This window comes from Streptomyces carminius (genome assembly GCF_002794255.1).
In the GTDB taxonomy this organism is placed as follows: Bacteria; Actinomycetota; Actinomycetes; order Streptomycetales; family Streptomycetaceae; genus Streptomyces; species Streptomyces carminius.
Window position 1 is genome coordinate 427,944 of the sequence record NZ_PGGW01000060.1, and the last position, 15,530, is coordinate 443,473.

Annotated in this window: 14 protein-coding genes; 5 read left to right on the top strand and 9 right to left on the bottom strand. The window is 74.7% G+C overall.

Annotated elements, in window-relative coordinates:
• Positions 1–42: 42 nt before the first annotated feature.
• Positions 43–834: an LOG family protein gene (locus CUT44_RS20750; protein ID WP_100203391.1), complete on the bottom strand. Its 792-nt coding sequence runs from the start codon at positions 832–834 to the stop codon at positions 43–45.
• Between the two features lie 184 nt (positions 835–1,018).
• Positions 1,019–2,143, bottom strand: a complete 1,125-nt coding sequence (dapE, locus tag CUT44_RS20755) for a succinyl-diaminopimelate desuccinylase (protein ID WP_100203392.1) — start codon at positions 2,141–2,143, stop codon at positions 1,019–1,021.
• Positions 2,144–2,248: 105 nt separating this feature from the next.
• Between dapE and CUT44_RS20760 the strand changes: the two genes are divergently transcribed.
• Both CUT44_RS20760 and CUT44_RS20765 read left to right on the top strand, forming a co-directional pair.
• Positions 2,249–3,193 (top strand): heavy metal transporter, encoded by a 945-nt coding sequence (locus CUT44_RS20760; protein ID WP_100203393.1) that lies wholly within the window; start codon positions 2,249–2,251, stop codon positions 3,191–3,193.
• 366 nt (positions 3,194–3,559) lie between these two features.
• A complete protein-coding gene (locus CUT44_RS20765; protein WP_100203394.1) occupies positions 3,560–4,030 on the top strand; it encodes an ATP-binding protein in 471 nt (156 codons plus the stop codon).
• A gap of 159 nt (positions 4,031–4,189) precedes the next feature.
• Here CUT44_RS20765 and dapC read toward each other — a convergent pair whose 3' ends face one another.
• Positions 4,190–5,287: a succinyldiaminopimelate transaminase gene (gene dapC / locus CUT44_RS20770; protein ID WP_100203395.1), complete on the bottom strand. Its 1,098-nt coding sequence runs from the start codon at positions 5,285–5,287 to the stop codon at positions 4,190–4,192.
• A gap of 99 nt (positions 5,288–5,386) precedes the next feature.
• Entirely contained in the window at positions 5,387–5,713 is a 327-nt protein-coding gene (gene fdxA, locus CUT44_RS20775) for a ferredoxin (protein WP_100203396.1), read from the bottom strand.
• 144 nt (positions 5,714–5,857) lie between these two features.
• On the opposite strand from fdxA, the gene CUT44_RS20780 reads away from it, so the two are divergent.
• Positions 5,858–6,862: a GNAT family N-acetyltransferase gene (locus CUT44_RS20780; protein ID WP_100203450.1), complete on the top strand. Its 1,005-nt coding sequence runs from the start codon at positions 5,858–5,860 to the stop codon at positions 6,860–6,862.
• A gap of 30 nt (positions 6,863–6,892) precedes the next feature.
• Positions 6,893–7,822: a transglutaminase family protein gene (locus CUT44_RS20785; protein WP_100203397.1), complete on the top strand. Its 930-nt coding sequence runs from the start codon at positions 6,893–6,895 to the stop codon at positions 7,820–7,822.
• 57 nt (positions 7,823–7,879) lie between these two features.
• Here CUT44_RS20785 and CUT44_RS20790 read toward each other — a convergent pair whose 3' ends face one another.
• From CUT44_RS20790 to CUT44_RS20805, 4 genes are all read right to left on the bottom strand, one after another.
• On the bottom strand, positions 7,880–9,994 hold the full coding sequence (locus tag CUT44_RS20790; protein ID WP_100203398.1) for a peptidoglycan binding domain-containing protein: 2,115 nt from the start codon (positions 9,992–9,994) through the stop codon (positions 7,880–7,882).
• Between the two features lie 241 nt (positions 9,995–10,235).
• The gene (locus CUT44_RS20795; RefSeq protein ID WP_100203399.1) at positions 10,236–10,622 is read right to left on the bottom strand and encodes a DUF6113 family protein; all 387 of its coding nucleotides are present in this window, start codon (positions 10,620–10,622) and stop codon (positions 10,236–10,238) included.
• A complete protein-coding gene (gene mshB, locus CUT44_RS20800; protein ID WP_100203400.1) occupies positions 10,619–11,551 on the bottom strand; it encodes an N-acetyl-1-D-myo-inositol-2-amino-2-deoxy-alpha-D-glucopyranoside deacetylase in 933 nt (310 codons plus the stop codon). Before mshB ends, CUT44_RS20795 begins: the two co-directional genes overlap by 4 nt.
• A 23-nt stretch (positions 11,552–11,574) precedes the next feature.
• Positions 11,575–11,769: a hypothetical protein gene (locus tag CUT44_RS20805; protein ID WP_100203401.1), complete on the bottom strand. Its 195-nt coding sequence runs from the start codon at positions 11,767–11,769 to the stop codon at positions 11,575–11,577.
• Positions 11,770–12,003: 234 nt separating this feature from the next.
• Here CUT44_RS20805 and CUT44_RS20810 point away from each other — a divergent pair, with 234 nt between their 5' ends.
• Positions 12,004–14,298 (top strand): S9 family peptidase, encoded by a 2,295-nt coding sequence (locus CUT44_RS20810; RefSeq protein WP_100203402.1) that lies wholly within the window; start codon positions 12,004–12,006, stop codon positions 14,296–14,298.
• Positions 14,299–14,362: 64 nt separating this feature from the next.
• Here the strand turns inward: CUT44_RS20810 and CUT44_RS20815 are convergent.
• On the bottom strand, positions 14,363–15,530 hold a 1,168-nt coding region (locus CUT44_RS20815), incomplete at its 5' end, for an ABC transporter ATP-binding protein (RefSeq protein ID WP_100203451.1).

A 15,530-nucleotide genomic window follows, 5' to 3' on the forward strand; every position in this document is an offset into this window, starting at 1 on the left:
GTCGCCGGGAGCCGCCGGGGGCGGCCGGCGACCGTCGGACCGTCAGGAGGGCTCCTTCGGCAGACCGTGCTCCGCCGGCCGGTCGGGGGTGGAGATCTCCTTGGTGACCAGCGCGATCGTCTCGTCCACGTCGTCGGTGACGTGGAACAGCTCCAGATCGTGCGGGCCGGCCTTTCCGCCCGCGACGAGGGTGTCGCGCAGCCAGTCCACCAGTCCCCGCCAGTACTCCGTGCCGAACAGCACGATCGGGAAGCGGGTGACCTTCCGGGTCTGGACCAGGGTGATGGCCTCGAACAGCTCGTCCAGCGTGCCCATGCCGCCCGGCAGGACGACGAAGCCGCTGGCGTACTTCACGAACATCATCTTCCGCACGAAGAAGTAGCGGAAGTTGACGCCGATGTCGACGTACTCGTTCAGGCCCTGCTCAAAGGGGAGTTCGATGCCCAGGCCGACCGAGACGCCGCCCGCCTCGTTCGCTCCCCGGTTGGCCGCCTCCATGGCTCCGGGACCGCCGCCCGTGATCACCGTGAACCCGGCCTCCGCCAGCGCCCGGCCGATCCTCACCCCGGCCTCGTACTCGGGCGACTCCCGGGGGGTGCGCGCCGAGCCGAAGACGCTGATGGCGGGCCCGAGTTCGGCGAGGGTGCCGAAACCCTCCACGAACTCCGACTGGATGCGCATGACCCGCCAGGGGTCCTGGTGCACCCAGTCCGAGGGGCCCGCGGTGTCCAGCAGCCGCTGGTCGGTGGTGCTGGGCTGGATCTGGCCGCGGCGGCGCACCACCGGGCCGCCGCGCTGCTCCCACGGCCGGCCCTTCTCGTCCGCACCGTTCATGGGTGGCTCCTTTCCTTCGTGTTCCCGTGTTCCCGTGTGCTCCGTGCGCCCTGCGCGCCGTACAGCTGCCGCACGGCAGCGGGCCGCCAGGGTACGCAGGCCCGGATGACGCCGGGCGGAACTCGTCCGGACATCCCGGCGACCGCCCCGGTACCGGGGCACGCACCACCGGATACCCGGCGGATCAGGAGGTCAGCCAGGCCCGCAGCCGCTCCTCGCAGCGCAGGACCGCCGCGGCCGCCACGCGCTCGTCGCGCCGGTGGGCCAGATTCGGGTCGCCGGGGCCGTAGTTGACCGCGGGCACACCCAGCGCGCTGAACCGGGAGACGTCGGTCCAGCCGAACTTCGGCCGCGCCTCGCCACCCACCGCGGCCAGGAAGGCCGCGGCGGCCGGATGCGACAGACCGGGCATCGCCGGGCCGGAGCTGTCGTCCACCACCAGCTCGTCCACCGGGCAGTGGGCGAACACCTCGCGGACGTGCTCCAGCGCCTCCGCCTCGGTGCGGTCGGGCGCGTAGCGGTAGTTGACGGTGACGGTGCACTCGTCGGGGATCACGTTGCCCGCGACCCCGCCGGTGATCCCCACGGCGTTGAGCCCCTCGCGGAACTCCAGCCCGTCGATCACCGGGCGCCTGGGCTCGTACGCGGCCAGCCGGGCGAGGATCGGCGCGGCGGCGTGGACCGCGTTCTCGCCCCGCCAGCTCCGCGCGGAGTGCGCGCGCTGTCCGGCGGTGCGCAGCTTGACCCGGAGCGTGCCCTGGCAGCCGCCCTCGACCTGCCCGTCGGAGGGCTCCAGCAGCACCGCGAAGTCCCCCGCCAGCCAGTCGGGACGGTCCCGCGCCAGATGACCGAGGCCGTTGCGGTCCGCCTCGACCTCCTCGTTGTCGTAGAAGACGAAGGTCAGGTCCCGGTTGGGGGCCGGGACGGTGGCGGCGATGCGCAGCTGGACGGCGACCCCGGCCTTCATGTCGGAGGTGCCGCACCCCCACAGCTCGCCGTCGACGAGCCGGGAGGGGACGTTGTCCGCGATCGGCACGGTGTCGATGTGCCCGGCGAGGACGACGCGTTCGGCCCGGCCGAGCGCGGTGCGGGCGACGACGTTGTTGCCGTGGCGGTCCACCCGCAGATGGGGCAGGGCGCGCAGCGCGGTCTCGATCGCGTCCGCGAGCTCCTTCTCTCCGCCGCTGACCGAGGGGACGTCGACGAGCCGCGCGGTCAGCCGCGCCGCGTCCAGCGTCAGGTCGAGCGCGGGGGACGGAAGGGCGGACGGGCCGGGGGACGTGCCGGGTGCGGCGGGAACTCGCTCCATGCCGCCGACCCTACCCGCCGCCGCTCCGCCCGCCCGACCGGTCCGCGCGCACCGGATTCGCACGACCCGGCCACCCGCGGGCTACCAACCGGTACCTTTGTCCGCGTGTCCGAGCGAGCACCAACACCGCGCCGTGGGCGGCGGCTGCTGCGACTGGCCGCCGCGTGTGCCGTGCTGCTCGGGCTCGTCGGGTACCTGGCCGTACGCCACGACCCCGGCGGGCCCGGCCCCGCACGCTGTACGGTGACGGCCGCCCGGGGCGGCGAGCCGTACGAGATCGAGCCGGGACAGGCCGCCAACGCGGCGACCATCCAGGCCGTCGCCTCCGCCCGGGGACTGCCGGAGCGGGCGGTCACCATCGCGCTGGCCACGGCCATGCAGGAGTCGGCGCTGCGCAACATCGACTACGGCGACCGGGACTCCGTGGGCCTGTTCCAGCAGCGTCCCTCCCAGGGCTGGGGGACCCCGGAGCAGATCATGGACCCGGTGTACGCCGCCGGGAAGTTCTACGACCACCTGGTGAAGGTCCCCGGCTACTCCCGGCTGCCGCTGACCGTCGCCGCGCAGCGGGTGCAGCGCAGCGGTTTCCCCGAGGCCTACGCCAAGCACGAGCCCGACGCCGCGCTGCTCACCGCCGCGCTCACCGGCCGCCGGGCCGCCGCGCTCACCTGCGTACCCGGCAGTGCGTCCGGGAGCACGTCCGGGGGAGCCGCGGGCGACCCGGTGCGGGTGCGGGAGAAACTGGCCCGCGAGTTCGGCCGGGACGTCCTGCCGGATCCGGCCGCGCTCGGCGGCAGCGGCGGAGGCGGCCGCAGCGCGCCCGGCCCGGTCGTCTCGGTCCCCGTCCAGGGCACGGCGCGCGGCCCGGGCACGGACGCCGGGCGCCGCGGCTGGGAGGTGGCGCACTGGGCGGTGGCCCATTCCCTCGAACTGGGAATCGAGAGGGTCTCCTACGGAAACCGGGTCTGGGAGGCCGAAAGGGCGGAGGAGGGCTGGCGCACGACCCGGGGCGCCTCCCGCTCGGAAGTCGTCATCGCCACCACCCGATAACTCCGGCGGCCTTCGCACAGCGGAATACGGATTCACTCCCCCGGGGTAATCGGCCCACCCGCGGACGGGCCCTCGCGGCCGTGCCCCCGGGGCCCGGCACACCCGCCGCGGCCCTTGGGAACACGGGGTTCCGACGCTTTTCCGGCGGTATTCGCACCCGGCCGGAAACCCGCTTCCCGTTCGACCGGGCAATGTGCCGCATTGCCAATCCTTTACCCGGCCGACCGCAACTTCCGGGACGCTCCACGCGATAGGCACAGCGATCCGGGGGCACCGCCCCGACGGACCCGTACCGCGTCCGCCGGACGCACCGGTCCGGAGGAATTCCCCCCGCAGGAAGCCTCTTCTCTTCGTCGAAGGAGCAACATGTCCCTCCCCCTCTCGCGCCGGATCGCACGGACCGCGCTGCTGGTCGCGGCGGGTGCCGCGGCCACGGTCGGCGCGGCCGGTTCCGCGAACGCCGCCGACCTCGCCTCGCCCGCCAAGGGCCTGGGCGCGCTGAGCAAGACGGACGGCGCGAACCTGGGCAAGACCATCGACGACACCTCCCGGAGCGCCGGCGACAAGACGGCCGCCACCGGCAGCAACACCGTCAGGAAGGCCGTGCCGGCCGCGAGCCGGACCGTCGGCGCCACGGGGCGGGCCACCGTGCCGGCCGCGCAGCAGACCGCCGACCGGACGGTGCGCTCCGCCGGCACCGTCGCCGGCGAGGCCGCCAAGCCCGCCGCCACCGGAACGACCGTCAAGGGCCCGGTGGCCAAGGGCAAGGGCCCGGTGCCCGGCGTCGGCAGCCTGCCGACCCAGGGACTGACCGGCAAGGGGCTGCCGCTGGGCTGACGCCCGGCGGCACACCCCGCGGGGGCCCGGGGACCGGCGCCGACCGGTTCCCGGGCCCCCGCGGCACGGTTCTCGTCCCCTGCCCGGATCCCCGCCCGGATCTCCCGGCGGGCACCGTCGGTCCGGGGCTGTCGGTCCGGGGCTGTCGGTCCGGGGCCGTCACGCCGTGAGGCGCCGTACGGCCTCCCCGACCCGCTCGTCCGTGGCCGTGAGGGCCACCCGTACGAACCGCCCGCCCGCCGGGCCGTAGAAGTCGCCGGGCGCCACCAGCACACCGCGCCGGGCCAGTGCGGCCACCGTGTCCCAGCAGGGCTCGTCCCGCGTCGCCCACAGGTACAGCGACGCCTCGCTGTGCTCGATCCGGAAGCCGTTCGCCTCCAGGGCGCCGCGCAGCGCCGCGCGCCGCGCCGCGTAGCGCTCCCGCTGCTCGAGCACGTGCGCGTCGTCGCCCAGCGCCGCCACCGTGGCGGCCTGCACCGGAGCGGGCACCATCATCCCGCCGTGCTTGCGGATGCGCAGCAGCTCGGCGAGCACCCCCTCGTCCCCGGCCAGGAACGCGGCACGGTAGCCGGCCAGGTTGGAGCGCTTGGACAGCGAGTGGACGGCCACGATCCCCTCGTGGCTGCCGCCGCACACGTCCGGATGGAGGACGGAGACCGGGTCGGCCTCCCAGCCCAGCTCCAGGTAGCACTCGTCGCTGAAGACCAGCACCCCGTGCTCGCGCGCCCAGGCGACGGTGGCCGTCAGCTCCTCCTTCGGCAGCACCCGGCCGGTGGGGTTGGAGGGGGAGTTCAGCCACAGCAGCCGCAGACCGTCGGGGTCCACCTCGCGCGGGGAGTCGTAGACCACCGGCTCGGCGCCGGCCAGCCGCGTCCCCACCTCGTACGTCGGGTACGCCAGCCGGGGGTACGCCACCCTGTCCCCGGGGCCGATGCCGAGCTGGACCGGCAGCCAGGCCACCAGCTCCTTGGAGCCGACGACCGGCAGCACATGGGTGTGGGCCAGTCCGTGCGCGCCCAGCCGCCGCGCGCACCAGCCGGTGATCGCGTCCCGCAGCTCGGCGGTGCCCCACACCGTCGGATAGCCGGGGCTGTCGGCGGCGGCGGCGAGGGCTGCGCGGACCACCTCGGGCACCGGGTCGACCGGGGTGCCCACGGACAGGTCCACGATGCCGTCCGGGTGTCCGGCGGCGGTCTTCTTGTACGGCTCCAGCCGGTCCCACGGGAAAACCGGCAGGCGGGCGGACAGGGGTGGCACGTGCTTTCGCTCTCTTTCCGGCTCTTTCCGGGAAAACCCGGTCCCGCACGGTCTGCGGGACCGTGCGGGACCGGGTTCAGCGCTGGGGCCGCGGACGGCTCACTCGTCGTGTTCCTGCGGCGGGAGCGCGGCGATGAGGGGGTGGTCGCGCTCGATCAGGCCGAGCTTGCTGGCACCACCGGGCGAGCCCAGCTCGTCGAAGAACTCGACGTTCGCCTTGTAGTAGTCCTTCCACTCCTCCGGGGTGTCGTCCTCGTAGAAGATGGCCTCGACCGGGCAGACCGGCTCACAGGCCCCGCAGTCGACGCATTCGTCCGGGTGGATGTACAAGGACCGCTGGCCCTCGTAGATGCAGTCGACGGGGCACTCCTCGATACATGCCTTGTCCTTCAGGTCGACACAAGGCTGCGCGATGACGTAGGTCACGCTGTCGTTCCTCCTCGGTAGGGCGCGGCAGCCGGTCCGGTTCTGGCTGAGCCGCGATAGCGCGCGGGAGCGCGGCGTCGTCGATGCCCGCCTCTAGTATCTCCGTTCCCGGGCACGAGACGAACAGGAGGGGTGGTCAGGACCGTGGAGTTCACCGTGGGCGGACGCCTCAGCATCCGTATCAGCGCCGCTGACGTGGGGAAACGTGTCTCGGTACGCAGTCTGACCGGTCCTGGTGACTCCGCCGGGTCGTTCACCGACACGGTCGGTGTTCTCACATCGTGGACAGACGGTGTGCTCTCGATCACCCGGCGCGGCGGCCAGGGCGTACGGATCGCGGAGTCCTCCCTGGTGGCGGGCAAGGTCGTGCCCGCCACGCCCGCCCGCCGCCGGGGTCCGGCGGCGAGTGTGCGGGAGCTGACAGAGGTGGCGGCGCGCGGCTGGCCGGCGGCCGAGACCGCCCGCCTGGGCGGCTGGACGCTCCGCGCCGCCGGCGGCTTCACCGGCCGCGCCAACTCCGTCCTCCCCCTCGGCGACCCCGGCGTGCCGCTGGACGAGGCGCTGGCACAGGCCGGCCGCTGGTACGGCGAGCGGGGCCTGCCCGTCCTGGTCCAGGTCACCACCGGCGGCGGCGACAGCGACGAGCTGCTGGCCGCCGAACTGGAACGGCGCGGCTGGACGGCCGAGCGGTTCGCCGTCCTGCGCACCGCCGCGCTCGCACCGCTGGCCGACCGCGCGCCGGATGAGCGGGTGCGGCTGGCACGGCGGCCGGACGAGGCGTGGCTGGGCGCGTACCGCCGCGTCTCCTCGGCCGGTTCGGCCCGGGACGCGCTGAAGGTGCTGTCCGGCGGTCCGTCGGTGTGGTTCGCCACCGTGCCGGGCGGGGACGGCGCGGTGGACGCCGTCGGACGGTGCGCGGTGGACGGCCGGTGGGCCGGGTTCGCCGCCGTCGAGGTGGTCCCGGCGCGGCGGCGTGCGGGACTGGCGACGGCGGTGATGGCCGAACTGGCCCGCGCGGCGCTGGCGGAGGGTGCCTCGGCGGCGTACCTCCAGGTCGAGCCGGACAACACGGCCGCGACGGCGCTGTACGACCGGCTGGGCTTCACGGACCACCACGGTTATCACTACCGCCGGGCGCCCCGGGGCTGAGAACGGGCCGAGAACGGGTACGGAGGTTGCATGCGCAGCGGTGACGGCAACAGCGGCGGAAACGGTGGCACGGTGCGGGAGCGCTTCGCGGCGGCCGCGCGGGCCGGGCGGCCCGACCTGGCGCTGCTGTGCCTCCTCATCGGCGCCGAGGCCGACCCCGCCGTCGGCGGCGGGGCCGGCCTCGAAGGGGAGGGCGAGGAGGGCGGTGAGGAGGGCGGTGAGCAGCTCGGCCGGCGCATCGACCGCCACATCGACGAGGCCCAGATCGAGCTGGACCGGCTGACGGGGCTGCTGCCGTACGGGGCCGCCCTCGACCCACGCGGCTGGGCGCGCGCCCTGGCCGTCCTGCTCGGCGAGAAGCACGGCTTCCACGGCACTCCGGACGACTACCGCCGGCTGGACTCCTCCCTGCTCGACAAGGTGCTCAGACGGCGGCGGGGGCTGCCGATCCTGCTGTCGGTGGTGTGGCTGGAGGTCGCGCGCCGGGCGGGGGCGCCGGTGTACGGGGTCGCGCTGCCGGGGCACTTCGTGGTCGGCTTCGGGGACCCGGACGGCGACCACGTCCTCGCCGACCCCTTCTCCGGCGGCCTGCTGCTGGACGAGACGGATGTGGAGCTGCTGGTGGCCGGGTCGTCGGGCGCAGCGGTGTCGGAGGCGATGCTGCGGCCCGCCGGTCCACTGGAGATCACCCTGCGGGTGCTGAACAACATCCGTGCCTGGGCGGCCGCCCGGCCCGAGCACACGGACGTCCAGCTGTGGGCGGTGGAGCTGTCGCTCCTGCTGCCCCACCACCCGGCCCGGCTCCGTTACGAGCGGGCGCGGCTGCTGGTCGAGCGGGGCGACTTCACCGGCGGCGCCCGGGAGCTGGAGAACTACGCGGAGGCGGTGGCCGCGATGGAGCCGAACGCCGCCGAGGCCGTGCGCCGCCAGGCGCGGGCGGCCCGGGCCCGGCTCAACTGAGCGGGGCCCGGGTCGGTCCGCCGGGCTCTCCCGGGTCCGCCGGACGGCCGGAACCGCCTACCGCGGGTCGAGCTCGATGACACCGACCCGCTTGTCCTCGTCGGTCTCCCGGAGCGCCTCGCGCAGCGCGCCCGCGACGTCCTGGGGGGTGACCGGGGTCTTCGAGCCGTCGCCGCGGGTGATCAGGACGCCGTCGAAGGTGCTTCCGTACAGCTTCTCCAGGACCTTCAGGTCGTAGGTGTCCACGAGCTTGCCGTCGACCGGCTTCATGGACAGGAACGTCGGCAGCGTCCCGGTGGGGCTGAACGAGATCGACCGGTCGCCCGCCCTGACGGTGGCCAGACCGGACATCGCCGGTTCGCCGAACTCCCGGATCGCCCGGTCGATCTCCTCCTGGTCGATCTCGGGCTGCCGGACGGAGACCGGCAGGGCGACGGCGGGCTCCCCGCCGGTGGCGACCTGCTCCCGGTAGGCCTTCGCCAGCAGGTCGGCGCCCTTGTCGAGGTCGACCTGCTGATACGGCTCGCCGGGTTTCCCGACGGCCTTGCCGTCGACGAACTCGACCGTGCCCTCCCGCGCCCCGCCGTTCGTCACCCCTTGGGTCAGGTCCTCCAGGGCCGCGGTGAGCTTCTCCTCGTCCACCTTGAAGACCGGTTCGGCGTGGCGGGCGCCGCCCAGGAGCGAGCCGATGACGGAGACGGGGTTGTAGTCCTGTCCGGAAGCGTCGCGCACGGTGGTCTCGGTGTCGAACGACAGGCCCGCGACGCTGGGCTTGAGCGTCTCCTGGCCGCCCTCGACCTGGAGGACCAGCGGCGTGGCCGCGCGCTTCCCGAGGGCGGCGTCGAGCCTGTCCACCGCCTCCTCCCGGCTGAGGCCGCCGATCTCCACACCGAGCACGGTGGTGCCGTTCGGTACCTCGGCGTGGTCGAGCAGCAGACCGGCGCCGTACGCGACCGCGGCACCGAGCAGGCCGAGGGCGGCGAAGCCGACCAGGATCTTCCTGGAGCGGCCCCGCCCGGCGGGGGCCGGGGCGGGCGGGGGCGCCGCGGGGCCGGCGTGCCGGGCGGGGTCCGTCCCGTTCTCCCCGTCGTCCCCCCTGTCGTCCGCCCCGTCGTCCGTCCCGTCCCGGAGGCGGCCGTCGTCACCGGCCGGCGGCACCCGGGGGATGCTGCCGACCAGGGTGTCGCCCGAGATCCGCTCGCCGCCGGCAGAGGCGGGGCCGCCGAGGTCGAGCGTCGGCCCGCCGGCCCGCGGGGGGCCGGGCGCGGCGGCGGCCCCGCCCATGACGGGCTGCGGCCCGGTGTCCGGGCCCGGCCGCGCGCCGTAGTGCGCCGGGGCGGGCGGCGGGCCGCCGTGGGCCTGCTGGAACCCGGGCGGCAGCAGCGTCTCACCGGTGGCCGAGGTGGTCGGTCCGCCGGGGCCTTCGTCGGGGAAGTCGGAGAAGTCGGGGAAGTCGGAGAAGGAGCCCGGCGCGGCGGGCGGCGTCCCCGGCGGGGAGACGGCGGGGAAGCCGTGCGGCGGGGTGCCGACCGAGGTCGGCGGCGGGAAGCCGTTCGCGCCGCCGACGCCGAGGGGGCCGCCGGATCCCGGGGGCTCCGCGGCGAAACCGTGCGGCGGGGTGTCGGTGCGCTGCCGCGGGGGCACGGCCGGGGCGCCGGGGACGGCGCCCCGCGGAGCGTCGGGCGCGGCCCCGGACGGGCCGTCGGCCACGGGCTTGCGCGGGGCGAACCAGGAGCTGGTCGGCCGGCCCTTGCCCGGAGCGCCGCCCCGTCCGCCCCGTCCGGCCGGGGCCACCGCCGGAGTGCCCCCGGCGGGAGTCCGTGCCGCACCACCCGTGGCGTCCCGGTCCTCCGGCCGGTCGCCGGGCACCGGCGCCTGCCCACCGGAACCGGCCTCCTCTCCCGCTCCGCCCGTTCCGCCCGCTCCGCCCGCATCGGAGACGGGCTTGCGCACGACGACCGGGGGGATGGGCCGGGAACCGGGGATGTTGATGCGGATGCGGGTGGTCAGCGTGGTCTCGGTCTTCGGCTCGCCCGGCTGCGCGGCGGCCCGCCCGGCGGACTCACCCGTCGCGCCGCCGGTCGGCGTGCCGTACGGCTCGGTTCCCGACGGATACGCGGTGCCGCCTCCCGTCTGGGGACCGGAGGACGGACTGTCAGTTTCACGGCTCAATGCAGGATCTCCCGGTTGGATTCGCCGCCCGCCTCGGTCTCGATCGGCTTGTGCGGGCGGCTCGCCGGCGCGCTCCACCTTACTGGTGACCGCCGCCGCGAATCCCGGGAGTACCGAATCACCGTCCCGGTGGGACCCGCGCGGGGCGCCGGCCGACACCCTCGCCCGGCGGGCCCGGCGCCGGCCGGCGGCCGGTGGCCGGCCCCGCGGCGAGCACGGCGGACCGGGCCCGGCCGCCTCATCACTTCCGCGGGCCGGCCGGGGCGGACGGCCCGCCCTGGAGCGTCCGTTCGGACGGCGCGAGCGTGGCGGACATCACAGCGGCGAACATCCCGCCCAGCAGGAACAGGTAGTTGCCCAGCCCGGTGCCGAAGAAGAAGTCCCCCTCCGGACGGGCGGAGGTCAGCAGCAGCACGGTGAGCATCCAGGCGCCCGCCGGGGCCGCCGCGCCGACCTTCGTACCGGTGAGCCGCGCACCGCCGTAGAACAGCCCCACGGCCCCGCCGAGCGCCAGCAGCAGACCCAGCGGGAACCAGCCCGCCTGGACGAGCGCGCCCGCGACGGCCACCATCGCGCCCAGCACGGCCAGTACGGCGTATGCGGCGATCCGCGCGCCCCTGGCGTTCACCCGGCGTCCCCGGCGTTCGTCACCGCGGTCGGCAGTCCCGCGAACAGGTCGCGCAGCGGCACCTCCGGAACGCGGCCGTCGGCCGCCCTGAAGTGCTCGGTGTGCAGCAGCGGTTGGCTCAGCCGGTTGGAGAGGGCGAAGGAGGCGGCCGGTCCTGACGGCGCGTCGGCCACCACGATCTGGGTGGCGTGGGCGCGCATCGCCGCGGCCTTGGCCGCGGCCTCGGCCGCGGTCCCCTCGATGACGGCGGCCACCTCGGCGTCGTCCACCACGCCCGGTACGTCGCCCGCCGGGGCGAGCTCCGGGAAGGGGCCGCCGCCCGACTCGCGCAGCCGGGCGAAGCCCGCCTCGACGACCGACCGCGCCGCGCAGCTCCAGTAGACCCGCGCGACCCGGTGGGGTCCGCCCCTCCCGCCGCCCCGGTAGGCCGGGTCGGCCGCCAGCTCCACCGCGCGCGTCGCCACCCGGTGGGCCTGGATGTGGTCGGGGTGGCCGTATCCCCCGTCCGGGTCGTAGGTGACCAGCACCTGGGGACGCACCTCGCGGATCTCCTCGACGAGGTGGGAGGCCGCCTCGTCGACGTCCGCCCGCCAGAAGCAGCCCGGCCGCTCGTTGGCCTCGGTGCCGAACATCCCCGAGTCCCGGTAGCGTCCCGGACCGCCCAGGAAACGATGGTCCAGCACGCCCAGCTCGCGCAGGGCGTGCCGCAGTTCACCGATCCGGTGCGGGCCCAGGGTGTCCTCGCGGTCCGCCACCAGATGCGCCAGCGCGGGCGGGATGACCTCGCCCTCCTCACCCAGTGTGCAGGTCACCAGGGTGACCAGCGCACCCTCGGCGGCGTACCGCGCCATGGTGACCCCGTTGGTGATCGACTCGTCGTCGGGGTGCGCGTGGACCAGCATCAGACGGCGGGCGGGAAGCTCGGTCATGGAGCGAGCCTACGACGCGGCCGTCAGAACTTGATACTTCCGATCATGCCGGCGACGTTGGAGGTCAGCTCACTGATGGTGGGGGCGACCGTCGAGCTGGCCAGATAGAAGCCCAGGAGCATGCAGACGAGGGCGTGCCCCGTCTTCAGCCCGGACTTCTTGATCAGCAGGAAGACGATGATCGCCAGCAGCACCACCGCCGAGATCGAGAGGGCCACGGCGGTTCACCTCCAAGAGAGCGCGAGGTCGAACGGGACAGGACTCATTGCGACAGGCGTACGACAGGGAGTGTCAGGAAGTGCATACCCCGCCGCGAACCATGCGCAACGGATCATAACTTTCCGTTAGACGGCACGGATCGGTGCACGGGTGCAGAAGAGGGGCGCACGGCCATGTGACCTTGGCCACGTCATCCGGTGCGGCCGGTGACCGGGACACCGTACGCTCGGCCCATGGTCATGTCGTTTCCACGCCAGTACGCCAGGACGCAGCGCTTCACCCTGGGCGCGCCGCGCGCGTTCACCGTGGCGCCGGACGGCTCCCGGGCCGTCTTCCTCCGCTCCACCGGCGGCACCGACCGGACGAACCGCCTGTGGGTGCTGGACCTGACCCCGGGCGGCACCGGGGAGCGCCTGGTGGCCGACCCGGCGGACCTGCTCGGCGGGGCGGACGAGGAGCTCTCGCCCGAGGAGCGCGCGCGGCGCGAGCGGAGCCGCGAGGGGTCGGCCGGGGTGGTCGGCTACGCGACCGACGCCGCGGTGGAGACGGCGGCCTTCGCCCTCTCGGGGCGGCTGTTCACCGCCGACCTGCGGACCGGGGCGGTACGCGAACTGCCCGTGCCCGCCCCGGTGGTGGACCCCCGCCCCTCCCCCGACGGGCGGCGGATCGCCTACGTGGTGGACGGCGCCCTGCGGGTGACCGGGACGGCCGGTCCGGACGGCGCCCGGGGCGGCGGTACCGACCGGGTGCTGGCGGAGCCCGAGGAGACCGGGGCGGGCCGCCGTACGACCTGGGGGCTGGCGGAGTTCGTCGCGGCCGAGGAGATGGACCGCCTCCGCGGCTTCTGGTGGTCGCCGGACGGCACCCGGCTGCTGGCCGCCCGGGTGGACGACTCGGCCGTGCGCCGCTGGTGGATCACCGACCCGGCCGACCCGGGCAGCGAGCCCGCCGAGATCGCCTATCCGGCCGCCGGCACGCCCAACGCCGAGGTGACGCTCCATCTGCTGAACCTCGGGGACACCGCGGACGCCGGTGACGCCGCGGACACCTCGGACGCCGGGAGCGCCGCGGACACCGGCGGGGCCTCCGGCCGTACCGAGGTGGTCTGGGACCGGGCACGCTACCCGTACCTGGCGCGTGTCCACTGGTCGGCCGCCGGGCCGCCCCTGCTGCTCGTCCAGTCCCGGGACCAGCGCGGCCAGCTGTACCTGACGGTGGACACCGCCACCGGCCGCACCGCGCCGCTGCACGCGGACGAGGACCCGGCGTGGCTGGAGCTGTTCCCCGGGGTGCCCGCGTGGACGCCCGACGGGCGGCTGGTGCGGATCGCGGACGAGGGCGGGGCCCGGGTGCTGGTGGTCGGGGACCGCCCGCTCACCTCCGCCGCGCTGCACGTGCGGGCCGTGCTGGACATCGGCGAGGAGGACGTGCTGTTCTCCGCCTCCGCCGGTCCGGACGCCCCCGGTTCCGCCCCGGTGGGCGAGATCGCCGTGTACCGGGCCTGGTTCCGCGGCAGCGGCGACCAGGGCGGCTGGGAGCGGGTCTCGGGGGTGTCGGGGGTGCCGGGGGCCCCGGCGGGTGCCGGACACCTCGCCTCCGCCGTCCGCGGCGGCGAGACGGTGGTGCTGTCCACCGCCGTCCCGGACCGTCCGGGCGCGCTGGTCGAGGCGCTGCGCCTGCCCGAGAGCGGCAAGGGCGCCCCCACCCCGCTGGCGGCGCTCGCCTCCCACACCGAGAAGCCGGTGCTGACCGCCCGTCCCCGGCTGCTGCGGGCGGGTGCGCGGCGCATCCCCGCCGCCGTGCTGCTGCCCACCGGTCACCGGGACGGCGACGGGCCGCTGCCGGTGCTGATGGACCCCTACGGCGGGCCGCACGGCCGGCGCGTGGTGGCCGCGCACAACGCGTACCTGACCTCGCAGTGGTTCGCCGACCAGGGGTTCGCCGTGGTGATCGCGGACGGCCGCGGCACCCCCGGGCACTCCCCCGGCTGGGAGAAGGCGGTCGCCGGCGACCTGGCCGGCGTCACCCTGGACGACCAGGTCGAGGCGCTGCACGCGCTCGCCGGGAGCCACCCGCTGGACCTGGACCGGGTCGGCATCCGCGGCTGGTCCTACGGCGGCTACCTGGCGGCGCTGGCCGTCCTGCGCCGCCCGGACGTCTTCCACGCGGCCGTGGCGGGCGCGCCCGTGACGGACTGGCGGCTGTACGACACCCACTACACCGAGCGCTATCTGGGACTGCCCGAGGAGCAGCCGGCGGTGTACGCGGCCAACTCCCTGGTCACCGACGAGGGGCTGTCGGCGCCGGCCGACCCCCACCGGCCGCTGATGATCGTGCACGGCCTGGCGGACGACAACGTGGTGGCCGCCCACACCCTGCGGCTGTCCTCGGCGCTGCTGGCCGCAGGCCGCCCGCACGAGGTGCTGCCGCTCTCCGGGGTGACGCACATGACCCCGCAGGAGCAGGTCGCGGAGAACCTGCTGCTGCTCCAGGTGGCCTTCCTCAAGCGGTCGCTGGGCATGGCCTGAGGGATCCGGCCGCACCGGGGCGCGCCGGTCGTCGCACCCCGGTGCGGCCGGGGCGCCGTGGGCCCTACGGCGCGGACGGGCCCACCGGCGCGGCCGGCTCCGGGGCGTCCCCGTCCCGGCCGGCCGGTCCCCGCACCGCGTCCTCTCCCGCCGTGCCCTTCGCCGTGTTCTCCCCCGCCGTGTTCTCCCCCGCCGCGTCCTTCCCCGCCGCGTCCTTCCCCACTACGGCCTTCTCCTCGGCGAAGTGGCAGGCCGAGGGGTGCGCGGCCGGGGAGTCACTGCCCGCGAAGCGTTCGGGCACCGCCAGCAGCGGCACCTCCTGCGCACACCGCTCCTGCGCCTTCCAGCACCGGGTACGGAACCGACACCCCGACGGCGGATCCGCCGGCGAGGGCACATCCCCCGACAAGATGATCCGCTCCCGCCGCTCCCGCCCCCGCGGATCCGGCTGCGGCACCGCCGACAACAACGCCTGCGTATACGGATGCGTCGGATGATCATAGATCTCCGCATCCGAACCGACCTCCGCCATCTTCCCCAGATACATCACCCCCACCCGATCCGAGATATGCCGCACGATCGACAGATCATGCGCAATGAAGATGTACGACAGATCGAACTCCTCCTGCAGCCGCTCCATCAAATTCACCACCTGCGCCTGCACCGACACATCCAGCGCCGAGACCGGCTCATCACAGATGATCACCTCAGGATTCAGCGCCAACCCCCGCGCGATCCCGATCCGCTGCCGCTGCCCACCCGAGAACTGATGCGGATACCGGTTGATGTACTCCGGATTCAACCCCACCACATCCAGCAACTCCCGCACCCGCCGCCGCCGATCCCCCTTCGGCGCCACCTCCGGATGAATATCGAACGGCTCCCCGACGATATCCCCCACCGTCATCCGCGGATTCAACGACGTGTACGGATCCTGGAACACCATCTGAATGTTCCGCCGCACCGCCTTCAACGCCCGACCCGACAACCGCGTGATGTCCTCACCCCTGTACCGGATCTCCCCCGCCGTCGGACGCTCCAGACCCATCAACACCTTCGCCACCGTCGACTTGCCACACCCCGACTCACCGACGATCCCCAGCGTCTCCCCCTGAAACAGCGTGAACGACACATCATCCACCGCCCGCACCGCACCCACCCGACGCCGGAACACCACACCCCGCGTCAGCGGAAAATGCTTCACCAACCCCCGCACCTCAAGAACCGGCTCC

What these genes read in the sequence shown, in the direction of transcription:
- CUT44_RS20750 (WP_100203391.1), bottom strand. Translation starts at nt 834, where the DNA reads ATGAACGGTGCGGACGAGAAGGGCCGGCCGTGGGAGCAGCGCGGCGGC.
- dapE (WP_100203392.1), bottom strand. Translation starts at nt 2,143, where the DNA reads ATGGAGCGAGTTCCCGCCGCACCCGGCACGTCCCCCGGCCCGTCCGCC.
- CUT44_RS20765 (WP_100203394.1), top strand. Translation starts at nt 3,560, where the DNA reads ATGTCCCTCCCCCTCTCGCGCCGGATCGCACGGACCGCGCTGCTGGTC.
- CUT44_RS20785 (WP_100203397.1), top strand. Translation starts at nt 6,893, where the DNA reads ATGCGCAGCGGTGACGGCAACAGCGGCGGAAACGGTGGCACGGTGCGG.
- mshB (WP_100203400.1), bottom strand. Translation starts at nt 11,551, where the DNA reads ATGACCGAGCTTCCCGCCCGCCGTCTGATGCTGGTCCACGCGCACCCC.
- CUT44_RS20810 (WP_100203402.1), top strand. Translation starts at nt 12,004, where the DNA reads ATGGTCATGTCGTTTCCACGCCAGTACGCCAGGACGCAGCGCTTCACC.